Source organism: Bradyrhizobium sp. ISRA430, from assembly GCF_029909975.1.
In the GTDB taxonomy this organism is placed as follows: Bacteria; Pseudomonadota; Alphaproteobacteria; order Rhizobiales; family Xanthobacteraceae; genus Bradyrhizobium.
The window spans coordinates 2,320,836-2,343,817 of record NZ_CP094516.1 but is presented as its reverse complement, the minus strand read 5'-3'; the positions used below and the strand labels follow the sequence as shown (position 1 = coordinate 2,343,817).

The 22,982-nt window shown below is 63.8% G+C and carries 20 protein-coding genes; 16 read left to right on the top strand and 4 right to left on the bottom strand.

The annotated features are described in order from the left end of the window. Positions 1–497: 497 nt before the first annotated feature. The 4 genes from MTX21_RS11590 to MTX21_RS11575 all read right to left on the bottom strand — a co-directional run bounded on the left by MTX21_RS11590 (position 498) and on the right by MTX21_RS11575 (position 3,156). Positions 498–1,070, bottom strand: a complete 573-nt coding sequence (locus tag MTX21_RS11590; RefSeq protein WP_280964937.1) for a hypothetical protein — start codon at positions 1,068–1,070, stop codon at positions 498–500. 310 nt (positions 1,071–1,380) lie between these two features. Continuing rightward, positions 1,381–1,545: a Flp family type IVb pilin gene (locus MTX21_RS11585; protein ID WP_280964936.1), complete on the bottom strand. Its 165-nt coding sequence runs from the start codon at positions 1,543–1,545 to the stop codon at positions 1,381–1,383. 359 nt (positions 1,546–1,904) lie between these two features. Then, positions 1,905–2,141, bottom strand: a complete 237-nt coding sequence (locus MTX21_RS11580; protein ID WP_280964935.1) for a hypothetical protein — start codon at positions 2,139–2,141, stop codon at positions 1,905–1,907. 58 nt (positions 2,142–2,199) lie between these two features. After that, positions 2,200–3,156, bottom strand: a complete 957-nt coding sequence (locus MTX21_RS11575) for a Ku protein (protein ID WP_280964934.1) — start codon at positions 3,154–3,156, stop codon at positions 2,200–2,202. Between the two features lie 238 nt (positions 3,157–3,394). Between MTX21_RS11575 and MTX21_RS11570 the strand changes: the two genes are divergently transcribed. The 16 genes from MTX21_RS11570 (at position 3,395) to MTX21_RS11495 (ending at position 22,974) form a co-directional block, all read left to right on the top strand. Then, complete coding sequence (locus MTX21_RS11570; protein ID WP_280964933.1) at positions 3,395–3,550, top strand: hypothetical protein; 156 nt, start codon at positions 3,395–3,397, stop codon at positions 3,548–3,550. Between the two features lie 231 nt (positions 3,551–3,781). Beyond that, positions 3,782–4,450: a response regulator transcription factor gene (locus MTX21_RS11565; protein WP_280964932.1), complete on the top strand. Its 669-nt coding sequence runs from the start codon at positions 3,782–3,784 to the stop codon at positions 4,448–4,450. Between the two features lie 106 nt (positions 4,451–4,556). Continuing rightward, on the top strand, positions 4,557–5,933 hold the full coding sequence (locus MTX21_RS11560; RefSeq protein WP_280964931.1) for a sensor histidine kinase: 1,377 nt from the start codon (positions 4,557–4,559) through the stop codon (positions 5,931–5,933). Between the two features lie 159 nt (positions 5,934–6,092). After that, positions 6,093–7,493, top strand: coding sequence for a hypothetical protein (locus MTX21_RS11555; protein WP_280964930.1), 1,401 nt, complete (start codon positions 6,093–6,095; stop codon positions 7,491–7,493). Positions 7,494–7,592: 99 nt separating this feature from the next. Continuing rightward, a complete protein-coding gene (locus tag MTX21_RS11550; RefSeq protein ID WP_280971027.1) occupies positions 7,593–7,862 on the top strand; it encodes a hypothetical protein in 270 nt (89 codons plus the stop codon). A gap of 131 nt (positions 7,863–7,993) precedes the next feature. Continuing rightward, the gene (gene ccmI, locus MTX21_RS11545; protein ID WP_280964929.1) at positions 7,994–9,100 is read left to right on the top strand and encodes a c-type cytochrome biogenesis protein CcmI; all 1,107 of its coding nucleotides are present in this window, start codon (positions 7,994–7,996) and stop codon (positions 9,098–9,100) included. Between the two features lie 37 nt (positions 9,101–9,137). After that, a complete protein-coding gene (gene ccmE, locus MTX21_RS11540; protein WP_280964928.1) occupies positions 9,138–9,626 on the top strand; it encodes a cytochrome c maturation protein CcmE in 489 nt (162 codons plus the stop codon). Beyond that, positions 9,623–11,605 (top strand): heme lyase CcmF/NrfE family subunit, encoded by a 1,983-nt coding sequence (locus tag MTX21_RS11535; protein WP_280964927.1) that lies wholly within the window; start codon positions 9,623–9,625, stop codon positions 11,603–11,605. The genes ccmE and MTX21_RS11535 overlap by 4 nt, the downstream gene beginning before the upstream one ends. 5 nt (positions 11,606–11,610) lie before the next feature. Then, on the top strand, positions 11,611–12,093 hold the full coding sequence (locus tag MTX21_RS11530) for a cytochrome c-type biogenesis protein (RefSeq protein ID WP_280964926.1): 483 nt from the start codon (positions 11,611–11,613) through the stop codon (positions 12,091–12,093). Positions 12,094–12,198: 105 nt separating this feature from the next. After that, on the top strand, positions 12,199–13,542 hold the full coding sequence (locus MTX21_RS11525; protein WP_280964925.1) for a HAMP domain-containing methyl-accepting chemotaxis protein: 1,344 nt from the start codon (positions 12,199–12,201) through the stop codon (positions 13,540–13,542). A gap of 209 nt (positions 13,543–13,751) precedes the next feature. Then, positions 13,752–15,326, top strand: a complete 1,575-nt coding sequence (locus tag MTX21_RS11520) for a Do family serine endopeptidase (RefSeq protein WP_280964924.1) — start codon at positions 13,752–13,754, stop codon at positions 15,324–15,326. Between the two features lie 285 nt (positions 15,327–15,611). Further along, the gene (locus tag MTX21_RS11515) at positions 15,612–16,292 is read left to right on the top strand and encodes a response regulator transcription factor (protein ID WP_280971026.1); all 681 of its coding nucleotides are present in this window, start codon (positions 15,612–15,614) and stop codon (positions 16,290–16,292) included. Further along, positions 16,276–17,736: an ATP-binding protein gene (locus MTX21_RS11510; RefSeq protein ID WP_280964923.1), complete on the top strand. Its 1,461-nt coding sequence runs from the start codon at positions 16,276–16,278 to the stop codon at positions 17,734–17,736. The genes MTX21_RS11515 and MTX21_RS11510 overlap by 17 nt, the downstream gene beginning before the upstream one ends. Continuing rightward, positions 17,733–20,702, top strand: a complete 2,970-nt coding sequence (locus MTX21_RS11505) for a bifunctional [glutamine synthetase] adenylyltransferase/[glutamine synthetase]-adenylyl-L-tyrosine phosphorylase (protein ID WP_280964922.1) — start codon at positions 17,733–17,735, stop codon at positions 20,700–20,702. The genes MTX21_RS11510 and MTX21_RS11505 overlap by 4 nt, the downstream gene beginning before the upstream one ends. A gap of 148 nt (positions 20,703–20,850) precedes the next feature. Beyond that, positions 20,851–22,059, top strand: coding sequence for an ABC transporter substrate-binding protein (locus tag MTX21_RS11500; protein ID WP_280964921.1), 1,209 nt, complete (start codon positions 20,851–20,853; stop codon positions 22,057–22,059). Between the two features lie 129 nt (positions 22,060–22,188). Beyond that, a complete protein-coding gene (locus tag MTX21_RS11495; RefSeq protein WP_280964920.1) occupies positions 22,189–22,974 on the top strand; it encodes a Crp/Fnr family transcriptional regulator in 786 nt (261 codons plus the stop codon). Positions 22,975–22,982: the final 8 nt, after the last annotated feature.

Below are 22,982 nucleotides of genomic sequence, written 5' to 3'. Positions count from 1 at the left end.
CGGCGATGGTCACGGCCAGAAAAGCCATTGATGTAAATTCTTCGCGCATGGACGTTTAACCGACATTACCACGCTCCGACCATCACCAGAGTGGCGATGCTCAGCAGCGAATAACAAAGGATGATGACTGGAGCGACGAAAGTCTGATGCGACCGCATTGTTGCCTCTCCAAACCAGAACAGCATCCATGCTAGCTCGGCGATGCTTCGCCGTGACTTCGTGGTCGCTGGAAAGCGGCTTCGATCCAAAGGTCGATTGTTTCGTTCCGCGCGGTTGACGAAATCTGCTCACGGGTACGCGAGCGGAAAATTCAGGATCTTGAGCCCTGACGTCCGGCGATGACCAATGCATGGTTCGGCTCTGACAGCCTGAACTGTGGTGCATGTCCGGGGCAGCTTCGGGCGCCGGCGTTGGCCACGCCCGAGAGCAGATCTCGCCGCCCTCATTCTTATGGTCGCCGATCGGATTGTCCGGATGCACCCGAACGGCTGAAACCCTTACTTCCGCCTCGAAAGGATTGCGGCCCATATTTCGTTTTCGGTGCAGATATTCGCGGTGCCGTAGGCCCATTCCTCGAAAACGTGACCGGCTTCCTTGTACTGTCCTTTATATCCACCGATCAGAATTTCGTCGGACGCCTTGGCCTCGTTGCGGACCCAATGGACAAGCTCGTGTAGCAGCGTTCTCATCAGCCGATTTCCGGCGCGGGTCGGATCAACGTCAAAGCCGTCCTCGAATGCATCAAACCAAAAGGACGTAATAACAACGATCGACTTCCGGCCGAAGGCAACGCCGAACGTATCCGTAAACCCGCACGCGTCGACGATCTCGCCTTGCACCGGTGGTTTTATCAGCCCCTCGTGAACGTCTACGCGTGGTGGGGATGCAAACCTCAGCGCCTTCTTGGCAATGTTCTCGGCTACCGAGGCAGGCTGGAATTGATCATCGGCCATGCAAGCTTCGAAAAATGCCTTCCGTATTTTCGGCTGTGCGCTTAGGGCGCTGTCGATGCCCTGTATGAATTTCGTTGCCTTGGGAAACTTCTTTATGTCGGTTGGGTCCAAAAACATGACAATCTCCTGCAGACGCGACAACGCGGCCGCAGCTCAAAACCGCTGAGCCCATAGTTTTAGTCGTCAGCGGCTTGCACCCAGTTCAATGACTTGCTGCGGTCATCTATCCGGCTGCACCCAAAATACAGGTTGATCGACCAGCGGAGGTCGAGGACAGCGCAGTCCGGTCAATTGGAAGGAAGAACGTGGTTGATCATACTCCGTCACTGCGAGTGCATCGGAGCAATCCAGGGTGTTTCCGCTGAGGGATTCTGGATTGCTTCGCTGCGCTCGCAATGGCGAGATGGCGGAGGATCAAAAATGGCGGTTACTTCGTGGCCGCGTTGATCGAGTCGAACTTGTTGTTCAGGAGTGCCGTCCCGACGTTGTTCACGACGGTGACGATTGCGAGCGCAATACCAGCGGCAATCAGACAATACTCGATGGCGGTGGCACCATTTTCGTCGGCAAGAAAGGACCTGAGCAAGGTCATCGTCAACTCCTGTTCATCCCTCAACGTATGCTCGCGCCGTCTTCGGAATGTAAATTGATCCATCAACTTTTGGGGCGCGTTGAAACAACAGGTCCGGCCGTCCTCGCCTGCTGCCACCTATGTTGCCATCGACTAACTTAAGGTTTCCTCACCCAATTCGTGTGGATTTAAGATCGGCCGCGGGAATCGAAGGTTAATTTTGTGTTCCGAAAGGATACCTCGCGCAGCGTGAAGAGGAGCCGGCTGTCTCACCAAAGCGGCGGCGTGCTTAACGGATTGTTGAGGCGGCTCTCCAGCGGCTCGGCACGGGACCCGCAATCGATAGCCCACTGTGCAAACGATCTCGGGCCGGGCAGGCCTCACCCGCGACGAGCGTCCGCGTTCAGCGCCCGCAACATCGCTATGCGGGCAAACAACATCCAGCCGCCGCCGGTCTCGGCCGCGTTGATCAAGGTCTCGATCGCGGTCTGCCAGTGACGCGCGTGCTGCGCGTCCTCGGGCAGTTGCATGATGTGATCGGCCGCCTCTTGCAGGGTCTGCAGCTTGCGCCCGTTGCGGAGGGGAATGGGATCGTCGAACGTCGCCGACCAGGGCATGTCAGGCCGGCCCGTCTGCGGGAGACATCACGACGCGCTTCGCCCCCGACCGCTGCTGCTATCCGGCCTTCTTCGCCCGTGCCGGCGCGCGCACCGGCTTGTCCTTCTTCGGGGCTTCCTTAGCCGCCGCCTCCTTGCCGCCCTTGCCGGCAATCGGCAGCAGCATCTCGCGCTGGCCTTCGACGCGCTTCTTCGGCTTCTTACCCTTGGCGACCTTCGCCGCGGGCGCCGCTTCCTTCTCGCTGGCGAGGCTCTTCTTCAGCGCGTCCATCAGGTTGATGACGTTGCCGCCGGTCTTCGGCGCCGCCTTGGCGGCAATGGGCATGCCGCTGCGCTTCTTGTTGATGAGATCGATCAGCGCAGTCTCGTAATGATCCTCGAACAGTTCGGGCTCGAAGGCCCCGGACTTCTTCTCGACGATGTGCTTGGCGAGGTCGAGCATGTCCTTGGTGAGCTTCACGTCCTGGATATCGTCGAAATACTCCGTCTCGCTGCGCACTTCGTACGGGTAGCGCAGCAGCGTGCCCATCAGGCCGCTCTCCAGCGGCTCCAGCGCAATGATGTGCTCGCGGTTGGTCAGCACCACACGGCCGATCGCGACCTTGTTCATGCTGCGGATGGTCTCGCGGATCACGGCATAGGCGTCGTGGCCGACCTTGCCGTCCGGCACGAGATAATAGGGCCGGATCAGATAGCGGTTGTCGATGTCGGCCTTGGGCACGAATTCATCGATCTCGATCGTGTGGGTCGAATCGAGCGCGATGTCGTCGAGTTCGTCCTTGGTGACCTCGATATAGGTGTCGGTGTCGACCTTGTAGCCCTTGACGATGTCCTCGGAGGTCACCTCGTCACCGGTCTCGGCGTCGACCTTGAGATACTTGATCCGGTGGCCGGTCTTGCGATTGATCTGGTTGAACGAGACCTTCTCGGTATCCGAAGTGGCGGGATAGAGCGCGACCGGGCAGGTCACGAGCGAGAGCCGCAAAAAACCCTTCCAATTGGCTCGGGGGGCCATGGGTTACTCCAAACGCAACAGGGACAACCTCCAAAGATACCACCGGGTACCTGCGAATCATAGCAAGCGGCCGGGTGGAATCTTGCAACGACGTTAACCGCGGAGCCGGGCTGGGGTTGCCATCGGGGGTGAGGGCGGCCGGCCCGGAACATCGTTCACGATCGGGCGTTGCCTCAAGGACTTAGGGCCGCGAGGAGGTCGCGGCAATCGGACGCGCCAGCGATAGATCGAGGTCACCATGGCAACCACGCGAGACCAACGTCAGATCATCGAAACCCCGACCGAAGCGCGTCAGGGTGAGCCGGGACCTTCCGTGGCGGCGTTGCTCGCCATCTCGACCGGGCTGGCGATCCTGATCCTGGCGGTCATCTGGTTCGTGTTCTTCCGGACCTAGGAGCCGCGATCGAGAAGACCTTCCGACTCGCTGCACAACACGGCACATTGCGCCCGCCATGCCATCGGCTCCTCCGGTGGCCTGGCGGGCGCAGTCGCATCAGTGCGTGAAAATCGTTTATGACCAAAAAGTAACGTTTTCCGGTTCCCGGCGTTCATATTCAGTTCACGCCGGGATTGATCATCTTGATGCCGTGCAGTCCATCGGACCGAACCATTGCTGGAGAGAAACGTGCGCCTGCTCGTTGTTGAGGACGACCCCGATCTCAATCGCCAGCTCACCAAGGCGCTGAGCGATGCAGGCTACGTCGTCGATCGCGCCTTCGACGGCGAGGAGGGGCACTATCTCGGCGACACAGAGCCCTACGATGCCGTGGTGCTCGACATTGGCCTGCCGAAGAAGGACGGCATCTCGGTGCTGGAGGCCTGGCGCCGCAATGGCCGTACCATGCCGGTCCTGATCCTCACCGCGCGCGACCGCTGGAGCGACAAGGTCCAGGGGTTCGATGCCGGTGCCGACGACTATGTCGCAAAGCCTTTCCATCTCGAGGAGGTGCTGGCCCGCATTCGCGCGCTGCTGCGCCGTTCCACCGGCCACGCCCAGAGCGAATTGACCTGCGGTCCCGTCACGCTGGACACGAGAACCGGCCGTGTCAGCGTCTCCGGCAACCCGGTGAAGATGACCTCGCATGAATATCGACTGCTGGCTTATCTGATGCACCATTCCGGCCGCGTGGTCTCCCGCACAGAGCTCGTCGAGCACCTCTATGATCAGGACTTCGACCGCGACTCCAACACCATCGAGGTGTTTGTCGGCCGTATCCGCAAGAAGCTCGACGTCGATATCATCCAGACCGTCCGCGGATTGGGCTATCTCCTGACCCCGCCGGCAGCCCCCTGAAGTTGGGGCTTGAAGCATCCGAAGCTTGACCGGGCGGCGGAACAGGGCTCTTGCTCGGTCATGATCTCTGACGCCCCGCCGTACTGCGCCTTCCGGGACCGTTCCGATGCCCGCTAGCTCGCTTGCGAACCGCCTGTTCCTGTCGGCGACCGCGTGGCTCGTGGTGATCCTGGCGATCACCGGCGTTGTGCTGTCCTCGGTCTACAAGAATGCCACCGAACGTGCCTTCGACCGCCGTCTCAATCTCTATCTCCGCACGCTGATCGCCGAGGTCGCAACGCCTGACGAGCCGCCGGACCGTCAGTTCCAGTCGCTCGGCGAGCCGTTGTTTGAGCTGCCGCTGTCCGGCTGGTATTGGCAGATCACGCGCACCGATACCGAGAAGCCGGAGGTGCGCTCGTCGCGCTCACTCTGGGACAAGAAGCTGCCGAAGCTGGAGGAGCAGGGGGCCGAGCTCACCGCCGCCGGCATCCGGCTCGCTTATGTCGACGGGCCCGAAGGGCAGAACCTGCGGATGGTGGAGCGGCCGGTCGATCTCGGCGCCGACGGCAAATATCTGGTCAGCGTCGCGGGGGATGCCACGGAAATCTTCGACGAGACGCGCAGCTTCGACTACTACCTCGGCGGCACCTTCACCGCGCTCGGCATCGTGCTGCTGCTGACGACGGTGTTCCAGGTTCGCTTCGGTCTTGCACCCCTGAAGCGCATCTCGGAGGCGATCGCCGACATCCGCTCCGGGCGGGCGGAGCGGCTCGAGGGCGAATTTCCGGTCGAGATCGCGCCGCTGGCCCGCGAGACCAACGCGCTGATCGATGCCAATCGCGAAATCGTCGAGCGTGCGCGCACCCATGTCGGCAATCTCGCACATGCGATCAAGACGCCGCTCTCGGTCATCGTCAACGAGGCGGGGGTACACGCGGCCGACCCGTTCGCGGCCAAGGTCATGGAGCAGGCCGATGTGATGCGCGACCAGGTCGCCCATCATCTGGAGCGGGCGCGCATCGCGGCCAGGATCTCGGTCGTGGCCACCGTGACGGAGGTCGCGCCCGCGATCGAGGCGCTGCGCCGGACCATGGAGAAAATCTATCGCGACCGTGGCATCATGGTCGAGGCCAAGGCCGATCCGTCCGCAAAATTTCGCGGCGAGCGCCAGGATCTGGAGGAGATGGTCGGCAATCTCGTCGACAATGCCTGCAAATGGGCCACCTCCCGTGTCTTCATCGAGGTCCTGGTGGAGACGCCACACCAGGCCGGCGTGGGCCACCGTCTGCGGATCATGGTCGATGACGATGGCCGCGGCCTGTCCGAGGCCGAGCGCACCCAGGTCTCGCGGCGCGGCCAGCGGCTCGATGAATCCAAGCCGGGATCGGGGCTGGGGCTGTCGATCGTGGTGGATCTGGCGGGGCTTTATGGCGGCAGTCTCTCGCTCGGAAGCGCGCCGATCGGCGGCCTGCGCGCGGAGCTGGTGCTCCCCGGCATTTAGTGCCTGTTCCGACACGCCTTTTTGCCGTGACGGGCACCATTCCACAGGAAACCGGGGCATCCGACCCAACTTCCTAAACGGCTTCTTAAGGCGGCCCCTTCTATGATCGCGCTCGGACGCATCTCACGTCCGCCATTTTACCGTGCATTACCCGGGCGCATGAGCCAGACATCGATCGAGCGGCTGAGAGAGTATCTCGCGCAGCTCCCGCCGCAGTCGCAGGCGCTGCTGATGCGGGAGTTCGAGCGTGCGCTGGAGCGCGGCCAGGACACGGCGGTCGCCACCCTCGTGCTCGAGCAACTGCGCAAGATCGTGCGCAAGACCGAGGTCGAGGAGGCCGCGCCGCCGCGCACCGACGATCTGTCCCGGCTTTTGTTCCAGCCGCTGGAACCGTTCCTCGTCGAGGCCGGTGCGCCGATTCGGGTCGGGCAGATCCGCCGCTCCTCGCTGCACCCGATCTGGCAATGGCTCGGCCGCGACGGCGCTCCGGCCAAGCTGAATGAACTCGAGGCGACGCTGGCGCGCCTGCCGACCGACAATGCGGGCCAGCTCGAAGCCCTGGCACTGAAGCTGCAAGCGGTGGCCTCCGATGCCATCGCCGAGCTGATCGGACCCGGCGGCGGCGACAAGTCGCGTGCGCTCGCCCGCGTCGGCCCGCCCAATGTGATCGAGGATCTCTATTCGATCGGTGCGGTGCTTGCCGTTCGCGAGGCCATGGCGACCCTCAGCGAAAAGCTGCCGCGCTTCCTGCGCGCGTTCGGCGATTCCCAGATCGCCTCGGTGACGGCGGCTCTCAACATCCCCGTGCTCCAGACGCCGCAGATGCTGCCCTTCGCGCTGTCGATGGTGATCCAGCGGATGACCGCGCCCTGGCAGATCATCCGCCTCGCGGTCAAGATCGCCGCCTCCGACGACGAGATCCGCGTCGCGGCGACGCCCTATGGCGTAGCCGTCACCATCGCGCTGCACGACCTGTCCCGTCTCGCCGCCATCCTGCGCATGGACATCAAGCGCGGTCGCTTTGACACCGTCGCCGACAATCTGAAAGCGCTCCACGACGGCGTGCGCGGCCTACGCACCGAGCTCGATCTGCGCAACGATTCCGCCTGGGGCAAGCAGTTGACGTCGATCCGGGCGGACATCTCCAATGCGCTGCAATCGGAGATCGACAGCGTTCCCGGCCGCGTTCGCCGCATCTTGCGCCAGCGCGCCGAGAAGGACATTCCTCCGGGTGCGCGGGTCGACAGCACCGAAGTGGAGGAGGCGGCGGCGCTGATCGATTTCGTTGCGACCTGCCGCAACTATGCGAGCGAACTCGCCATCAACGAGGTGACGCTGCGGACGTTCTCCGACCTGCAGCAATATGTCGAACGATCGACAGAATCGCTGGTGCAGTCCCTGCGCGCCGCCGATCACAAGGTCCGGACCTACCGGCAGCAACAGGTTCAGGCCGCGATCCGCTTCTGCGAGGTGCTGTTCGGCGACGACTATGCGTCGCTGATGAGCCGGGCCGCGGAGAATGCGCTGACCGGCGAGCGCAAATCGTCGCGCGCAAGCTGATCCAGGCGCGCATTTTCGCTGTTACAATTTGTGGTTGACGATGCCGGCGGCGGGCCGTACGGTTTCGTGCACATTTTGGGAATTTCTATCTGTGGGCGCATGAAACCGATTATCAGCTTTGTTGAACTCGAGAACCGCGTGATCTCGGCGACATATCGGAGATTGATGGTCAGAGCGAAGGTGGTGCTGGTCGAGAAGGCGAGTGGCCGCCAACTGCCGGAGACGGTCACGACGATTGCATCGCCGGTTCCCGTCGGTGCGCTGCGCATCAGGTTGCCCGATGCGATCAGGCCGGGAACATACTTCCTCAAGGCTCTCAATGGGCACGGCGAGGATGCCGCCCAGAGCGCGGAGTTCGAGATCGGCTAAGCCGTTGGATTTTCACTATTTCGGGACTGCGACCGGTCGCGCCAAATTGACAATTGTCAATTGCCGCATCGTCCAGCCGTGGTGTAAAGCCAGCCATGGGCGCGAACCACGCGCTGCCGGAAGCTTGCCTGATGACACTATGGTTCGTGTTCGCGCTGATGACGGTCGCGGCGATTTTCGCCGTGCTCTGGCCGCTCGGCCGTGGCGGTCGGGCTCGGAGCGAAGGCAGCGAGGTCGCAGTCTACAAAGACCAATTGGCCGAGATCGAGCGTGATCTTGCGGTCGGGCTGATCGCGGCTCCGGAGGCGGAGGCCGCGCGCGTCGAGATCGGACGCAGGCTGCTTGCCGCCGCCGGCAGCGGGCCCGCGGCGGCACTCATGTCGAGCCTCAAATGGCGCCGTGCCGCGGCCGTTCTTGCTCTCGTTGGCCTGCCGCTGATTGCGATCGGCGTCTACATCCCGCTCGGCTCGCCCGCGCTGCGCGACTTTCCACTGGCGCAGCGGGACCGCGCGCCCGGTATGGCGCAGTCGCTCGAAAACCTCGTCGTGCAGGTCGAGCAACATCTGGAGAAGAATCCGACCGACGGTCGCGGCTGGAATGTGCTTGCGCCGGTCCTGGAGCGGCTCGGTCGCTATGACGACGCGGTGCGCGCCTATCGCAACTCGCTCACCTACAATGGCGAGAGTGCGGAGCGCAGGTCGGATCTCGGCGAAGCGCTCACGGCCACTGCCGGTGGCGTCGTGACCACTGAAGCCAAGACCGAATTCGAGCGCGCGCATGCGCTCAACGCCGACGATCCCAAGGCGAACTACTTCCTCGGGCTCGCCGCCGAGCAGGACGGCCGCAAGGACGATGCGGCCAGCATCTGGCGCGCGCTGCTTGCGAAGGCGCCGGCGGATGCGCCGTGGCGTCACCTCGTGCAGTCCTCGCTGACGCGGGTCGGCGGCGGCAGCACCGCGCCGGCGCTGTCGGACGAGACGATGGCGGCCGCCAAGGACATGACCGAGGGCGATCGCGGCGCAATGATCCGTGGCATGGTCGAGCGTCTGGCGAGCCGCCTGAAGCAGAACGGCGACGATGTCGACGGCTGGCTGCGCCTGGTGCGTGCCTATCTCGTGATGGGCGAACGCGACAAGGCGATGGGCGCCTCGACCGATGCCCGTCAGGCGGTGAGCAATGACGCCGAGCGGTTGCGCCAGCTCAACGAGGGCCTGAAGAATCTCGGGCTCGACGGATGACGATTGCGGGACGGAACGAGCGGAGAACGGACACGCCATGACGCGCAAGCAGCGACGTATGACCATTATCGGCGGCTCGCTTGCCGTGCTCGCGCTTGCCGCCGCGCTGGTGCTGAATGCCTTGCGCGACTCCATCGTGTTCTTCTCGACCCCCAGCATGGTCGCGGAGAAGCACCTCGCACCCGGCAAGCGGTTTCGCCTTGGCGGGCTGGTGCAGCCCGGCTCGCTCCAGCGCGGCGACAATCTCGCGGTGACCTTCGAGGTTGCCGACGGCAACGCGAAACTGCCGGTCGCCTACAAGGGCATCCTGCCTGATCTGTTCCGTGAAGGGCAGGGCGTCGTCGCCGAAGGCGTGCTCGACGCCAACGGCGTGTTCAAGGCCGACACCGTGCTCGCCAAGCACGACGAGACCTACATGCCGAAGGACGTCGCCGACGCCCTGAAGAAGCAGGGGCACTGGAAGGACGACTACGGCACCAAGCCTGCGACGACGGCGCAGGGCAATCCACAGGGAGCAGTGCGGTGATTGCGGAATCCGGACACTATGCGCTGGTGCTCGCGCTCGCACTGGCGCTGATCCAGTCCTTCGTGCCGCTGATCGGCGCACGGCTGCGCGACCCCGCGCTGATGAATGTGGCGCGGTCGACGGCACTGGCGCAGCTTTTGTTCGTCGGCGCCTCGTTCACAGCGCTCGTCATGCTGCACGTGACCTCGGATTTCTCCGTCGCCAACGTCTACGAGAATTCGCACTCCATGAAGCCGCTGATCTACAAGATCACCGGCGTCTGGGGGAACCATGAAGGCTCGATGCTGCTGTGGGTGTCGATCCTGGCGCTGTTCGGCGGCCTGGTCGCGATCTTCGGCAACAATCTGCCGCTGTCTCTGCGCGCGCACGTGCTGAGCGTGCAGGCCTGGATCGCCAGTGCCTTCTACCTCTTCATCCTGATGACCTCGAATCCGTTCCTGCGCATCGCCAATCCGCCGATCGAGGGGCGCGATCTCAATCCGGTGCTGCAGGACATCGGCCTCGCCGTGCATCCGCCGATGCTCTATCTCGGCTATGTCGGGTTCTCGATCTCGTTCTCCTTCGCGATCGCGGCACTGATCGAGGGCCGGATCGATGCGGCTTGGGCGCGTTGGGTGCGGCCCTGGACGCTGGTCGCCTGGATCTTCCTGACGCTCGGCATCGCCATGGGCTCCTACTGGGCCTATTACGAGCTCGGCTGGGGCGGCTGGTGGTTCTGGGATCCGGTCGAGAATGCCTCACTGATGCCGTGGCTTGCCGGCACGGCGCTGCTGCACTCGGCGCTGGTGATGGAGAAGCGGAGCGCACTGAAGGTCTGGACCATCCTGCTGTCGATCCTGACCTTCTCGTTGTCGCTGCTCGGCACCTTCCTGGTGCGCTCGGGCGTCATCACCTCGGTCCATGCCTTCGCCAACGATCCCACGCGCGGCGTGTTCATCCTTCTGATCCTCTGCCTGTTCATCGGCGGAAGTCTCTCGCTGTTCGCAGGGCGCGCCACGGCCCTGAAGCAGGGGGGCCTGTTCGCGCCGATCTCGCGTGAAGGTGCGCTGGTCCTCAACAACCTGCTGCTCACGGTGGCCTGCGCGGTCGTGCTGTTCGGCACGCTCTATCCACTGGCGATGGAGGTGCTGGCCGATTTCAAGATGTCGGTCGGCGCGCCGTTCTACAATCTCAGCTTCGTTCCGCTGTTCGCGCTGTTGCTGCTCGCCGTGCCGTTCGGGCCGATGCTGGCATGGAAGCGAGGCGATCTGCTCGGCGTGACGCAGCGCCTGCTCGCGGCCGGTGTGGCCGGACTCGTCGCCGTCGCCATCGCCTGGGGCTGGGCCCGCGGCGGCAGCGCGCTCGCTCCGCTGGCGATCGGCCTTGGGATCTTCGTGATCGCCGGCGCCGTGACGGATCTGGCGGAGCGGACCGGCCTGTTCCGCCTGCCGTTCGCGACGACGCTGCACCGCGCACGTGGCCTGCCGCGCTCGGCCTGGGGCACGGTGTTTGCGCATGCCGGTCTCGGGATCGCGCTGATCGGGATCGTCTGCGAGACCACCTGGAACAGCGAGTACATCGCGACGATGAAGCAGAACGACGTCGCGCATGTCGCGGGTTACGATCTGAAGCTCGACGGGCTGTTTCAGCGTCAGGGTCCGAACTATCGCGAGATGATCGCTGAATTCAACGTCAGCCGCCACGGCGCGCCCCTCAGCGTCATGACGCCGTCGAAGCGCAGCTTCACCACGCGCGGCTCCTCGACCACCGAGGCCGCGCTCCTGACCCGCGGCGCGAGCCAGCTCTACATCTCGCTCGGTGATGCCACCGCCGAAGGCGCTATCGCCGTGCGCATCTATCACAAGCCCCTGGTGCTGCTGATCTGGTGGGGCCCGGTGTTGATGGCGTTCGGCGGCATGCTGTCGCTGTCCGACCGGCGCTTGCGCGTCGGTGCGCCGAAGCCGGCGCGGGCGAAGCAGCGCCTGCAACCGGCGGAGTGATCGCCATGCGCCGGATGTTTGTCGCGCTCATCGCGCTCGCGCTGCTGGGAGCACCGACGGCTCGCGCGGTGCAGCCCGACGAGATCATGGCTGATCCGGCGAAGGAGGCCCGCGCGCGCGAATTGTCGCGGGAGCTGCGCTGCATGGTCTGCCAGAACCAGTCGATTGACGATTCCGAGGCGCCGCTCGCGCGCGACCTGCGGCTGTTGGTGCGCGAGCGGATCGCTGCCGGCGACAGCAATTCGCAGGTGCTCGACTTCCTGGTCGCCCGCTATGGCGAGTTCGTGCTGCTCAAGCCGCGTTTCGAGCGCCAGACCTTGCTGCTCTGGCTACTTGCGCCGGTGCTGCTCGTCGGTGGCGGCCTGGCGCTGTGGCTGCAAATTCGGCGGCGCTCGCGAAGTGGTGCGGATGTACCAACGCCGCCGCTCACGCCCGACGAAAAGGCGCGGCTTACGGCGTTGATGTCAGACGACGCAGCGTCGCGCTAGCTACGTAATGATACGTAAGCTGCACAAGGTAGCGCGCTTCATGCTCTGTTGACCTTTGTCTGGAAGCTTGTCGCGAGATTTGATTCCAGACTTAGAGTTCTTCCGATGTTCGCCAACAGCAACCTGACGATCCGCTTTCTGGTTGGAGCCGTCGTCGCGGCACTATTGTTCTTGCTGGCTATCGGCGGAGGTACCGGGTTTGTGGCGGTACTCTATCTCAACAACGAGATCACCAGTCTGTCGTCCGACTTCGCCGCGTTGAGCGGCCCCTCGCGCGAGCACGCGGTGCAGATCTATCAGCAGGCGCAGACCGCGTTCTCCTATTTCCTGGTTGCTTGCGGCGTGATCACCGTCATTGCCTTCGCGATCTGTCTCACGACCTGGTTTGTCGTGCGCAACGGCATTCTGCACCCGCTGGCGGCGATCGTGCATGCCATGCGCGAGGTCGCCGACCAGAAGTTCGATACGCCCGTCCCGGGACTAGGCGGCTCGAACGAGATCGGTCTTTTGGCAGGAGCGCTGGAGGTCTTCAAGACCAACGGCATCGAGCGGCGCCGGCTCACCGAGCGGCAGTTGCAGGAGGCACAGCACCAGGCCGAGCGGTCGACATATCTCGATGCGCGCATCAAGAGCTTCAACGAACTCGTTGCCAGCGTCGTCGACAGCGTAGCGTCCTCGGCGGTGCAGCTCGAGCGCAATGCCGAGACCTTGTCACGTGCGGCTAACGAGACCAGCAGCAAGGCCAACGCGGTGGCGAGCGCCGCGAGCCAGGCCAGCGCCAGCGTCCAGACGGTCGCGGGCTCCGCCGAGGAGATGACCAATTCGATCGGAACGATCAGCCGCCGCGTTACGGATGCGACCCAGCGCGCCGAGGGCGCAGCAGCACAAGCCGAGAGGAGCCGCGACACCATTCATGCGCTCTCGGACGCGGCCGACAAGATCGGCGAAGTCGTGCAGCTCGTGCAGGCGATCGCATCGCAGACAAATCTTTTGGCGCTCAACGCGACGATCGAGGCAGCGCGGGCAGGGGAGGCCGGCAAGGGCTTCGCGGTGGTCGCCTCCGAGGTGAAGAATCTCGCGCATCAGACCAGCAAGGCGACGGAGGAGATCACCTCCCATGTCGCCAGCATCCAGGGCATTACCGCGGAGACGCGCGGCGCAATCGACGGTATCTCCAGGACGCTGTCCGAGATCTCCTCGATCATGTCCGGCATCGAGGTCGACACCGCCCAGCAGCGCAATGCCACACAGGACATCACGCGCAGCGTGCAGGATGCCGCACGCGGAACGCTCGACGTGTCCAATCACATCGTCCAGATCACCTCGACCTCTGCCGAGACCGGGCGTATGGCCGCGGAGGCCCGCGATTCCGCTGTCGATCTGTCGCAGCAGGCCGAGACTTTGAAGCGCGAAGTCGATGAATTCATCATCAGCGTCAGGGCGAGCTAGGGCGTTCAGAAGTTCGTCACAGGAACCCTATTAAGTTCCTGCAGGATCAGGACTTTCTGGCTGCGATAAACTGCCGCATCCGCATCGGCCTTCATTACGAAAGTTTAACCCCGCCGCCAGCGCACGGTAAGGCGCAAGACCCCATCTTCAGGGCCGTAAGGTGCCACTCTCAGGCATCAAATGGATTTCAAGGCCTTGGAGACCTCTGCATGACCGACCGTCCCGATCTTTCGAATCTTCCGTCCTACCGGCAGCCGCGCCGGTCGATTTTCTCGGCCCGCAAGGTCGCGCTGATGGCCTCGGTGGTCGCCGGTCTCGGCGTCGCCGTCTATGGCTTCAGCCCGTCGACTTCGCCGGCCGACCTGTTCTCCAGCCCCGCGCATGCGCAGGTCAACAACGAGGTCCGGAAGGTCGAACGCCCGGTCGGTTTCGCCGACATCGTCGAGCGCGTGAAGCCCTCGGTGATCTCGGTGAAGGTCAACATCAAGGAGAAGACCGCCAGCAACGATGACGGTGATGATTCCTCGCCGTTCCAGCCTGGCTCGCCGATGGAGCGTTTCTTCCGCCGCTTCGGCGGTCCGGACGGCTTCCCGGGCCTGAAGGGTGGTCGTGGCCGCGTCGTCCAGGGCCAGGGCTCCGGCTTCTTCATCTCGGCTGATGGCTTCGCCGTGACCAACAACCACGTGGTCGACGGCGCGGACAAGGTCGAGGTCACGACCGACGACGGCAAGACCTACACCGCCAGGGTGATCGGCACCGACCAGCGCACCGACCTCGCCCTGATCAAGGTCGAGGGTGGCTCGAACTTCTCGTTCGCCAAGCTTGCCGATGGCAAGCCGCGGATCGGCGATTGGGTGCTTGCGGTCGGCAATCCCTTCGGCCTCGGCGGCACCGTCACCGCGGGCATCGTCTCGGCCAGCGGCCGCGACATCGGCAACGGCCCCTATGACGATTTCATCCAGATCGACGCGCCGGTGAACAAGGGCAATTCGGGCGGTCCGGCCTTCAACACCGAGGGCGAGGTGATGGGCGTCAACACCGCGATCTACTCACCCTCCGGCGGCAGCGTCGGCATCGCCTTCTCGATTCCGGCGAACACCGTGAAAAGCGTTGTTGCCCAGCTCAAGGACAAAGGCTCGGTCAGCCGCGGCTGGATCGGCGTGCAGATCCAGCCCGTGACGTCCGACATCGCCGACAGCCTCGGCATGAAGAAGGCCGAAGGCGCGCTGGTGGCGGAGCCGCAGGCGAACGGTCCGGCTGCGAAGGCCGGCATCGAGTCCGGCGACGTGATCACGGCGGTCAACGGCGAATCCGTCAAGGACGCGCGCGAGCTCGCCCGCACCATCGGCGCCATGGCGCCCGGCGCGACCGTGAAGCTCAATGTGCTGCACAAGGGCCAGGACAAGGTCGTCAACCTCACCCTGGGTCAGCTTCCGAACACGGTCGAGGCCAAGGCCGACACCGACAAGGATAGCGGCAAGGGTGCGACCCGCGGCACCGACGTGCCCAAGCTCGGCATGACGGTTGCTCCCGCCGACTCCGTGGCCGGCGCCGGCAAGGAAGGCGTCGTGGTCACCGAAGTCGACCCGAAGAGCGCCGCGGCCGAACGCGGCTTCAAGGAAGGCGATGTCATTCTCGAAGTCGGCGGCAAGAGCGTGAGCTCCGCCGGCGACGTGCGCGAAGCAATCAACTCGGCGCGGACCGACAACAAGAACAGCGTCCTGATGCGCGTGAAGAGCGGCGGCCAGTCGCGCTTCGTCGCGGTGCCCCTGGCCAAGGGGTAACGCCAAGGGTTAACCCCAGGAGGCTTCAGAAATGAAGGGTGTCGCCGGCATCAGTCGCCCCCGCCGTCGACGCCCTTCCGGGGAGCGGCGCAACGTTCGCTCACCCCATCTACCTTCCGGTGGAATACGCCCCCCTCCGTCGGAAGGGCCTAGGGCGGTGAGGTCCCCCCAGCTTCACCGCCCGCCTTTTTCCCTGCCCAAGTCTGTTTCGCTCGGCTTGCATGCGACCGCCGCTCGCGCCATGTTCATAAAGGGTTGACCTCCTTGACCGCCGCCGACCGCACGATGCGCCTCCTCATCATCGAAGACGACCGCGAATCCGCCGACTATCTCGTGAAGGCGTTTCGCGAAGTCGGCCACATTGCCGATCACGCCGGCGACGGCGAGGAAGGTCTATCCATGGCCGAGAACGGCGACTACGACGTGCTGGTGGTCGACCGCATGCTGCCCAAGCGCGACGGCCTGTCGCTGATCGGCGCCCTGCGTGAAAAGGGCGAGTCGACGCCGGTGCTGATCCTGTCGGCACTCGGGCAGGTCGATGACCGTATCAAGGGCCTGCGCGCCGGCGGCGACGACTACCTGCCAAAACCCTATTCCTTCGCCGAGCTCCTGGCCCGCGTCGAGGTGCTGTCGCGCCGTCGCGGCGGCCCCGCCGAGGACACGGTCTACCGCGTCGGCGATCTCGAGCTCGACCGGCTGTCGCATCGCGTGGCTCGCGGCAAGGACGAGCTGACGCTCCAGCCGCGCGAATTCCGCCTGCTCGAATATCTGATGAAGCATGCCGGCCAGGTGGTGACGCGCACCATGCTGCTAGAGAACGTGTGGGATTATCATTTCGATCCGCAGACCAACGTGATCGACGTGCACATCTCGCGGCTGCGCTCCAAGATCGACAAGGGATTCGATCGGCCGCTGCTGCACACGATCCGCGGCGCGGGGTACATGATCCGTGACGGCATTCGGTAAACTCGTCCGCACCACGGCGTTCCGGCTGACGCTGGTCTATCTGCTGCTGTTTGCCGTGTTCGCGGCCTCGCTACTCGGCTATTTCGCCTGGAATACGCGGCGGCTGATCACCGAGGAGATCACGCAGACGGTGAATGCCGAAACCTCGGAGATCAACGAGATCTATGGCCGCCGCGGCCTGTTCGGTCTCGTGCGCGCGATCGAGTACCGGGCGCTGCGGCCGGGCGCCAACCTCTATCTCGTCACCACGCCGACGGGGCAGGCGGTTGCCGGCAATGTCGGCTCGCTGGCGCCGGGCGTGATGGCAACGCCGGGTTGGTCCGAGACGGCCTATCGGCGGATCGAGGATGCGGACGACCGCGATCATCGCGCGCTGGTGCGCGTCACCGAATTGGAGAACGGCTTCCGTCTCCTGATCGGCCGCGATCTCGACGAGCGGCGGCGGCTGTTCGGCATCGTGGCGAGGGCGGCGCAATGGTCGATCCTGATCGTCGTGGTGCTGGGCCTTGGCGGCGGCATCTTCGTGGCGCGACGCGTGTTGACGCGCATCGACGCGATGACTGGCACCGCTCAGCGCATCATGACCGGCGATCTCAGCGAACGGCTGCCGGTGGGCCGCAGCGGCGACGAGCTCGACCGGCTCGCCGAGAATCTCAATGCCATGCTGGAGCGCATCGAGGCGCTGATGGCGGGCCTCAAGGAGGTTTCCGACAACATCGCCCACGACCTCAAGACGCCGCTGACACGTTTGCGTAACCGTGCCGAGGAGGCGCTGGCGAAATCGGGCTGCGAGGCCGACTACCGCGCGGCGCTGGAGCGGACCATCGAGGAATCCGATGGCCTGATCCGCACCTTCAACGCCCTCCTGATGATCGCGCGCGCGGAGTCCGGGCAGGCGCGCGGCAATATGGATGACTTCGACGCTGCCGAGGTCGCCAATGGCATCCACGAGCTGTACGAGCCGCTCGCCGAGGACGACGGCATGACCCTGAGGGTCAAGGCGGAGGCCGCACCCATTCACGGCAACCGCGAGCTGATCAGCCAGGCGCTCGCCAACCTGGTCGAGAATGCGATCAAATACGGCAAGCCGGCAGCCCAGGCGCCGGGAACCGTGGTCAGCATGGACAGCCGGCAGATCACGATCGAAGCCAAGCGCGAGGGCGAGCAGGTGTTGCTCAGCGTCACCGATCACGGGTCCGGCATCCCCGAGGCCGACCGCAAGCATGTCGTCGAGCGATTCGTGCGACTGGAGGCGAGCCGCACCTTGCCGGGCTCCGGCCTCGGCCTCAGTTTGGCGTCAGCGGTTGCGACATTGCATGGCGGTGAACTGCGGCTGGATGATGCCCGTCCGGGTCTCGTCGCCACGCTGGTCCTGCCGGCCCGCGCCGGTGTCGGCGACAGGGTTGCTCCCCCAATGCAGGATGTGTCACAGAAGGTGGCATGAACCTCTCCGCGCCGGGAAACGCGGACAAGACTGGTGAGAGGCTGGCCGCACGCTTCGCGGAAGCTCCCCATATTGCCGCTTCCGTAACCGACGACCGACGTCTTGGGATTTGGCTGGCCGAGCTCGAGCCGGCACAATCGGCCAGTATCGAGGGATTGCTGGCCCATCCTTTCGCGAAGGATATCCTGGCCGGCATCGCGGAATTCTCGCCCTATCTGTTTGAACTTGTTCGCGCCGATCCGGCACGCCTGATCCGGCTCCTGCAATGTGATCCCGATGCGCATCTGTCGGCGCTGATCGAGGAGGCGAGGGGCGCGGTGTTTGCCGCGGCCGATGAAGCCGAGGTGATGCGAATTCTTCGCCGCATGAAGGCGGACACAGCGCTCCTGACCGCGCTCTGCGACATCGGCGGGGTCTGGCCGGTAATGCGGGTGACGGCGGCGCTGACCGATGTGGCCGTCTCTTCGGTGCAGGCGGCACTTCAGTTCATCCTGCGGCAGGAAGCCGCACGTGGCAAGCTCTCGCCGCCCAATCCCGAGGCTCCGGAAGAGGGCTGCGGCCTCATCGTGCTCGCCATGGGCAAGATGGGCGCAGGCGAGCTGAACTATTCAAGCGACATCGATCTCATCGTGTTCTTCGATCCCGAGGCCACGACTCTGGCGCCGGACATCGAGCCGCAGCCGTTCTTCGTCCGGGTGACGCAGGGGATGGCGCGCATTCTGCAGCAGCGGACCTACGACGGCTACGTCTTCCGCGTCGACCTGCGCCTACGCCCGGATCCGTCCTCGACGCAGGTGGCGATCTCGCGCGACGCCGCGCTGAACTACTACGAGCGCGAAGGGCGGACCTGGGAACGCGCCGCCATGATCAAGGCGCGCGCCTGTGCCGGTGATTCGGTGGCAGGCGAGGCGCTGCTGGCGGAGATCGCCCCGTTCGTCTGGCGCAAGCATCTCGACTTCGCCGCGCTTGCCGACGTTCACGACATGAAGCGGCAGATGCAGACCTATCGCGGCCAGAGCGAGATCGCAGTCGAAGGCCATAACGTGAAGGTCGGCCGCGGCGGGATCCGCGAGATCGAGTTCTTTGCGCAGACCCAGCAATTGATCGCCGGCGGCCGCCATCCGGAATTGCGGGTGCGGCCGACACTGGCCGCGCTCGACGTGCTCGCCTCCAGCAACTGGATCACCTTCGAGGCCCGCGACGAGCTGACCAAGGCCTATCAATTCCTGCGCCGGGTCGAGCACCGCCTCCAGATGATCGCCGACGAGCAGACCCACGCGCTGCCCGAGGACAAGGAGGCGGTCGAGCGCTTTGCCTGGTTCTTCGGCTATGAGAATCGCGAGGCCTTTGCCCGCGATCTGCTGCGCCAGCTCGAGATCGTGCAGGGGCATTACGAAAAGCTGTTCGAGGGGGACGATCCGACCGGGACGGAAAAACTGCCGGCCCTCGATTACCGTGCCGGTCCCGAAGATCCCCGCCTGCTGCAGCACCTGACGATGCTCGGCTTCAAGAAGCCCGCGGCGGTGGCGCAGACCGTGCGCGACTGGATCACCGGCGACTACCGCGTGTTCCGCGCCCAGCAGACGCGGAGCGCATTCGTCGAGTTCGTGCCGGCTCTCATCGACGGCTTAGCGCATGCCGAGGAGCCGGACCGCGCGGTCGCGGCCTTCGATCATTTCCTCCAGGCATTGCAGCGTGGCGGGCGTTTGATCACGCTGCTCAGTCAGAACCGCGACCTCGTTGCGCTCGTCGCTTTGGTGCTGGGCGCAGCGCCGCGGCTCGGCGAGATGCTGGCGCGGCAGCCGCAGCTCATGGACGGCCTGATCGACCCGCGTTTCTTCGGTGCCATGCCGGACAAGCAGGAATTGTCGGCGCGACTTGCAACCACCGTGCGGGATGCCGATTCCTATGAGGAGTTCCTCGATCGTCTGCGCCTGTTCGGCCAGGAGAGCCTGTTCCTGATCGGTACGCGCATTCTCTCCGGCACCGTCTCGGCGCAGCAGGCGAGCACCGCATTTGCAGATGTCGCGGAAGGCATCGTCCACACCGTGCATGGCCTCGTCGCGGATCGCTTCGCCGCCCAGCACGGCCGCATCAAGGGGCAGGAGACTGCGATCATCGCCATGGGCCGGCTCGGCGGCCGTGAGATGACGGCGTCCTCCGATCTCGACCTGATCCTGCTGTACGACTTCGACAGCGAGAATCCGGATTCCGACGGACCCAAATCGCTCCAGGGCGCGCATTATTTCGCCCGCTTCACCCAGCGTCTGATCAGCGCCTTCACCACGCGAACCAACTACGGCGTGCTCTACGAGATCGACATGCGGCTGCGCCCGTCGGGACGCGCCGGTCCGGTCGCATCCAGCATCGCCTCGTTCGCCGACTACCAGGCCAATGAGGCCTGGACCTGGGAGCACATGGCCCTGACGCGCGCGCGCGTGGTGTCGGCATCGCCCGAATTCCGCGAGCGGATCGAGCGCGTCATCCGCGAGGTCCTGACCCGTCGCCGCGACGTGGCGATCATCGCCAACGACGTCGCCGACATGCGCCGTGCCATCGCACAGGAAAAGGGCGAGGCCGATTATTGGGATCTCAAATATGCGGCCGGCGGCATGATCGATATCGACTTCATCGCGCAATATCTCCAGCTCGTACATGCCCACGACAAGCCGGACATTCTCGACGTCAGCACGTTACAGGTCCTGGAGAATGCCGCGAAGCTGGGCGTGCTCGCGCAATCGGAGGCCGAGATCCTGCGCGCGGCAACGCGGCTCTATCACGATCTCACGCAAATCCTGCGGCTGTGCGTCAGCGACCGCTTCAAGCCGGAAACGGCCGGCGTCGACCTTCAGCGCGTGATGGCGCGCGCCGGCGACGCGCCGGATTTCTCCGCACTGGAGGCGCGCGTGAAGGAGACGCAAAGCGAGGTGCGGCGCGTGTTCACGGCGCTGTTGGAAGGGGGCTAGCCTGCTTCAGCGAGGCGATGGCAAGACGATGACCAGTTGGTACGTTACCGTACCCTCGCGCCAAATCTCCTCCAAAAGGCCTATGGCTGAACAATCGTGCATCGATAGAGTTCAATAGAGGGCAGTGAGCCGGCAAAGGAGACCGGAAATGACCCCACATCTTACTATCAGATTGCTTTTCTCCAGTCTGGCATTGCTGGCGGCGCCCACTGTGGCGAACGCTGCATCGAACAAGGTCGTCATCGGTGACATAGATGACATGTCCGGAGTTTATGCCGACATCATCGGGCCTGGCGGAGTGACTGCTGCCAAGATGGCCATTGAGGATTTCGGCGGCAGCGTGCTGGGCAACAAGATCGAGCTGCTTGTCGCCGATCATCAGAACAAGCCGGATCTCGGGGAGCAAAAATTCCGTGAATATGTCGATCGTGACAACGTCACGATGGTGCTGGGCGGATCGAATAGCGGGGTCAACTTGGCAATGGCGACCATCGCAAGGGAAAAGAAGACGCCGTTGTTCTCGATCGGCGCAGCCGCTGCATCGCTTACCGGAAAGGACTGTACGCCCTACACGGTGCACTATGCCTACGATACGACGTCGCTGGCGAACGGGACGGCCAGCACGGTCGTGAAGCAGGGCAGCAAGACGTGGTTCTTCGTCACGGCGGACTACGCCTTCGGCACGCAGCTTCAGCAGGCGGCCTCCAAGGTTGTCGAGGCAAACGGAGGAAAGGTAATTGGCGCGGTCCGCGTGCCGTTGGCGACGTCGGATTTCTCGAGCTATCTACTACAGGCGCAGAACTCGGGAGCGCAGGTCCTTGGGTTGGCAAATGCCGGACAGGACTTCACCAACTCGATCAAGGCCGCCGATGAGTTCGGCATCGCAAAGACGATGAAACCTGCTGCGCTCCTGGCGTTCATCACCGACATTCATGCGCTCGGGTTGAAAACTGCGCAGGGGCTGTATCTCACCACCGGTTGGTATTGGGACCTCAACGATAAAGCGCGCGCATTCGCGAAGCGGTTCTTCGAAAGCACCCAGCGTGAGCCGACCATGACCCAGGCTGCATATTATTCGGCGACGCTGACCTATCTGAACGCTGTGAAGGCGGTCGGCTCGACGGATCCGGATAAGGTCATGGACCAACTGCACAAGGCAAAGATCAACGACATGTTCACGTCCAACGGCGTGATCCGTCCCGATGGCTTGATGGAGCACGACATGTACATCATGCAGGTCAAGAAGCCCGAAGAATCGAAGCATCCCTGGGATTACTATCGTCTCGTACAGACGATGTCCGGTGATCAGGCGTTCGGGAAATTGGCTGACAGCGCATGCCCGCTGCTCACTCATTAGCTCAGCATTGCTGTCATGACGTTTTAGCCGAATTCGGGCCGGATCGGGCAACGAAAGCCATGCCCCATCGCACTTGTGACGACTGGTTCTGAGACCATAGATCCCGATAGGGCTCAGGAGTCCGCTGGGATGATCAGTTTCGGCAGCCAGGGTTTCGGTCGGACGCGGAACAGGCTTCTGCGGCTTATTCCCGACAATGAGCTTCTCCTGCTGCGATCAAAGTCGGAGGCGGTGCAGATCCTGCCGCGGCAGATACTGCATCATTGGAGATCGCCAATGGATCACGTCTATTTCATCGAACGAGGACTGGTTTCGGTGTCGGCGCGAATTGACGAGGATCGGTTCGTCGAAGCGTGGCTGATCGGTTCGGAAGGTATGATCGGTGCGCCGCTTGTCCTGGCTGAAGACGATAAGGCGCCTCCGCACCGTCGTGTAGTGCAAGTAGGCGGCACGGCGCTGCGGACTTCCTCCCGCGAATTTCTCGCAGCTCTTCCAGAGCTTCCAACTCTTCGAAGGGTGCTTTTCCGATACATAGATGTTGTGCTGCTGCAGACCTCGCAATCGGGAGTTTGCAATGCTGCACACTCGCTGAAGCAAAGACTGGCGCGGTGGCTGCTTGTTGCGAGGAATGCTCTCGACGACGACAACGTGCCTCTGACGCACGACGTTTTAAGCCAGCTTCTCAACGTGCGGCGGGCCAGCGTAACGGATTGCCTGGAAGTGCTCGACAGCGAAGGGGCGATACGCAGCTCGCGCGGGCTGGTAACAATCGCGGATGCGAAATTGTTGCAGCAGACTTCCTGTAGCTGCTTCAGTGTGATCGAACGCGAATATCAGAGGCAACTTAGCCTCGAATCCGTCGACACTCATCCGGTGGAAGCGCGGCTCGCCCCCGATAGCGAGTGCTCTCGCTAGAGCGGCCT

Bases quoted from the DNA above. Each gene is read 5' to 3' on its own strand.
- MTX21_RS11570 (WP_280964933.1), top strand. From the start codon at position 3,395: ATGGCAACCACGCGAGACCAACGTCAGATCATCGAAACCCCGACCGAA.
- ccmI (WP_280964929.1), top strand. From the start codon at position 7,994: ATGACACTATGGTTCGTGTTCGCGCTGATGACGGTCGCGGCGATTTTC.
- MTX21_RS11590 (WP_280964937.1), bottom strand. From the start codon at position 1,070: ATGTTTTTGGACCCAACCGACATAAAGAAGTTTCCCAAGGCAACGAAA.
- MTX21_RS11530 (WP_280964926.1), top strand. From the start codon at position 11,611: ATGCGCCGGATGTTTGTCGCGCTCATCGCGCTCGCGCTGCTGGGAGCA.
- MTX21_RS11550 (WP_280971027.1), top strand. From the start codon at position 7,593: ATGAAACCGATTATCAGCTTTGTTGAACTCGAGAACCGCGTGATCTCG.
- MTX21_RS11555 (WP_280964930.1), top strand. From the start codon at position 6,093: ATGAGCCAGACATCGATCGAGCGGCTGAGAGAGTATCTCGCGCAGCTC.
- MTX21_RS11560 (WP_280964931.1), top strand. From the start codon at position 4,557: ATGCCCGCTAGCTCGCTTGCGAACCGCCTGTTCCTGTCGGCGACCGCG.
- MTX21_RS11585 (WP_280964936.1), bottom strand. From the start codon at position 1,545: ATGACCTTGCTCAGGTCCTTTCTTGCCGACGAAAATGGTGCCACCGCC.
- MTX21_RS11520 (WP_280964924.1), top strand. From the start codon at position 13,752: ATGACCGACCGTCCCGATCTTTCGAATCTTCCGTCCTACCGGCAGCCG.
- MTX21_RS11515 (WP_280971026.1), top strand. From the start codon at position 15,612: ATGCGCCTCCTCATCATCGAAGACGACCGCGAATCCGCCGACTATCTC.
- MTX21_RS11505 (WP_280964922.1), top strand. From the start codon at position 17,733: ATGAACCTCTCCGCGCCGGGAAACGCGGACAAGACTGGTGAGAGGCTG.
- MTX21_RS11500 (WP_280964921.1), top strand. From the start codon at position 20,851: ATGACCCCACATCTTACTATCAGATTGCTTTTCTCCAGTCTGGCATTG.
- MTX21_RS11575 (WP_280964934.1), bottom strand. From the start codon at position 3,156: ATGGCCCCCCGAGCCAATTGGAAGGGTTTTTTGCGGCTCTCGCTCGTG.
- MTX21_RS11495 (WP_280964920.1), top strand. From the start codon at position 22,189: ATGATCAGTTTCGGCAGCCAGGGTTTCGGTCGGACGCGGAACAGGCTT.
- MTX21_RS11580 (WP_280964935.1), bottom strand. From the start codon at position 2,141: ATGCCCTGGTCGGCGACGTTCGACGATCCCATTCCCCTCCGCAACGGG.
- ccmE (WP_280964928.1), top strand. From the start codon at position 9,138: ATGACGCGCAAGCAGCGACGTATGACCATTATCGGCGGCTCGCTTGCC.
- MTX21_RS11525 (WP_280964925.1), top strand. From the start codon at position 12,199: ATGTTCGCCAACAGCAACCTGACGATCCGCTTTCTGGTTGGAGCCGTC.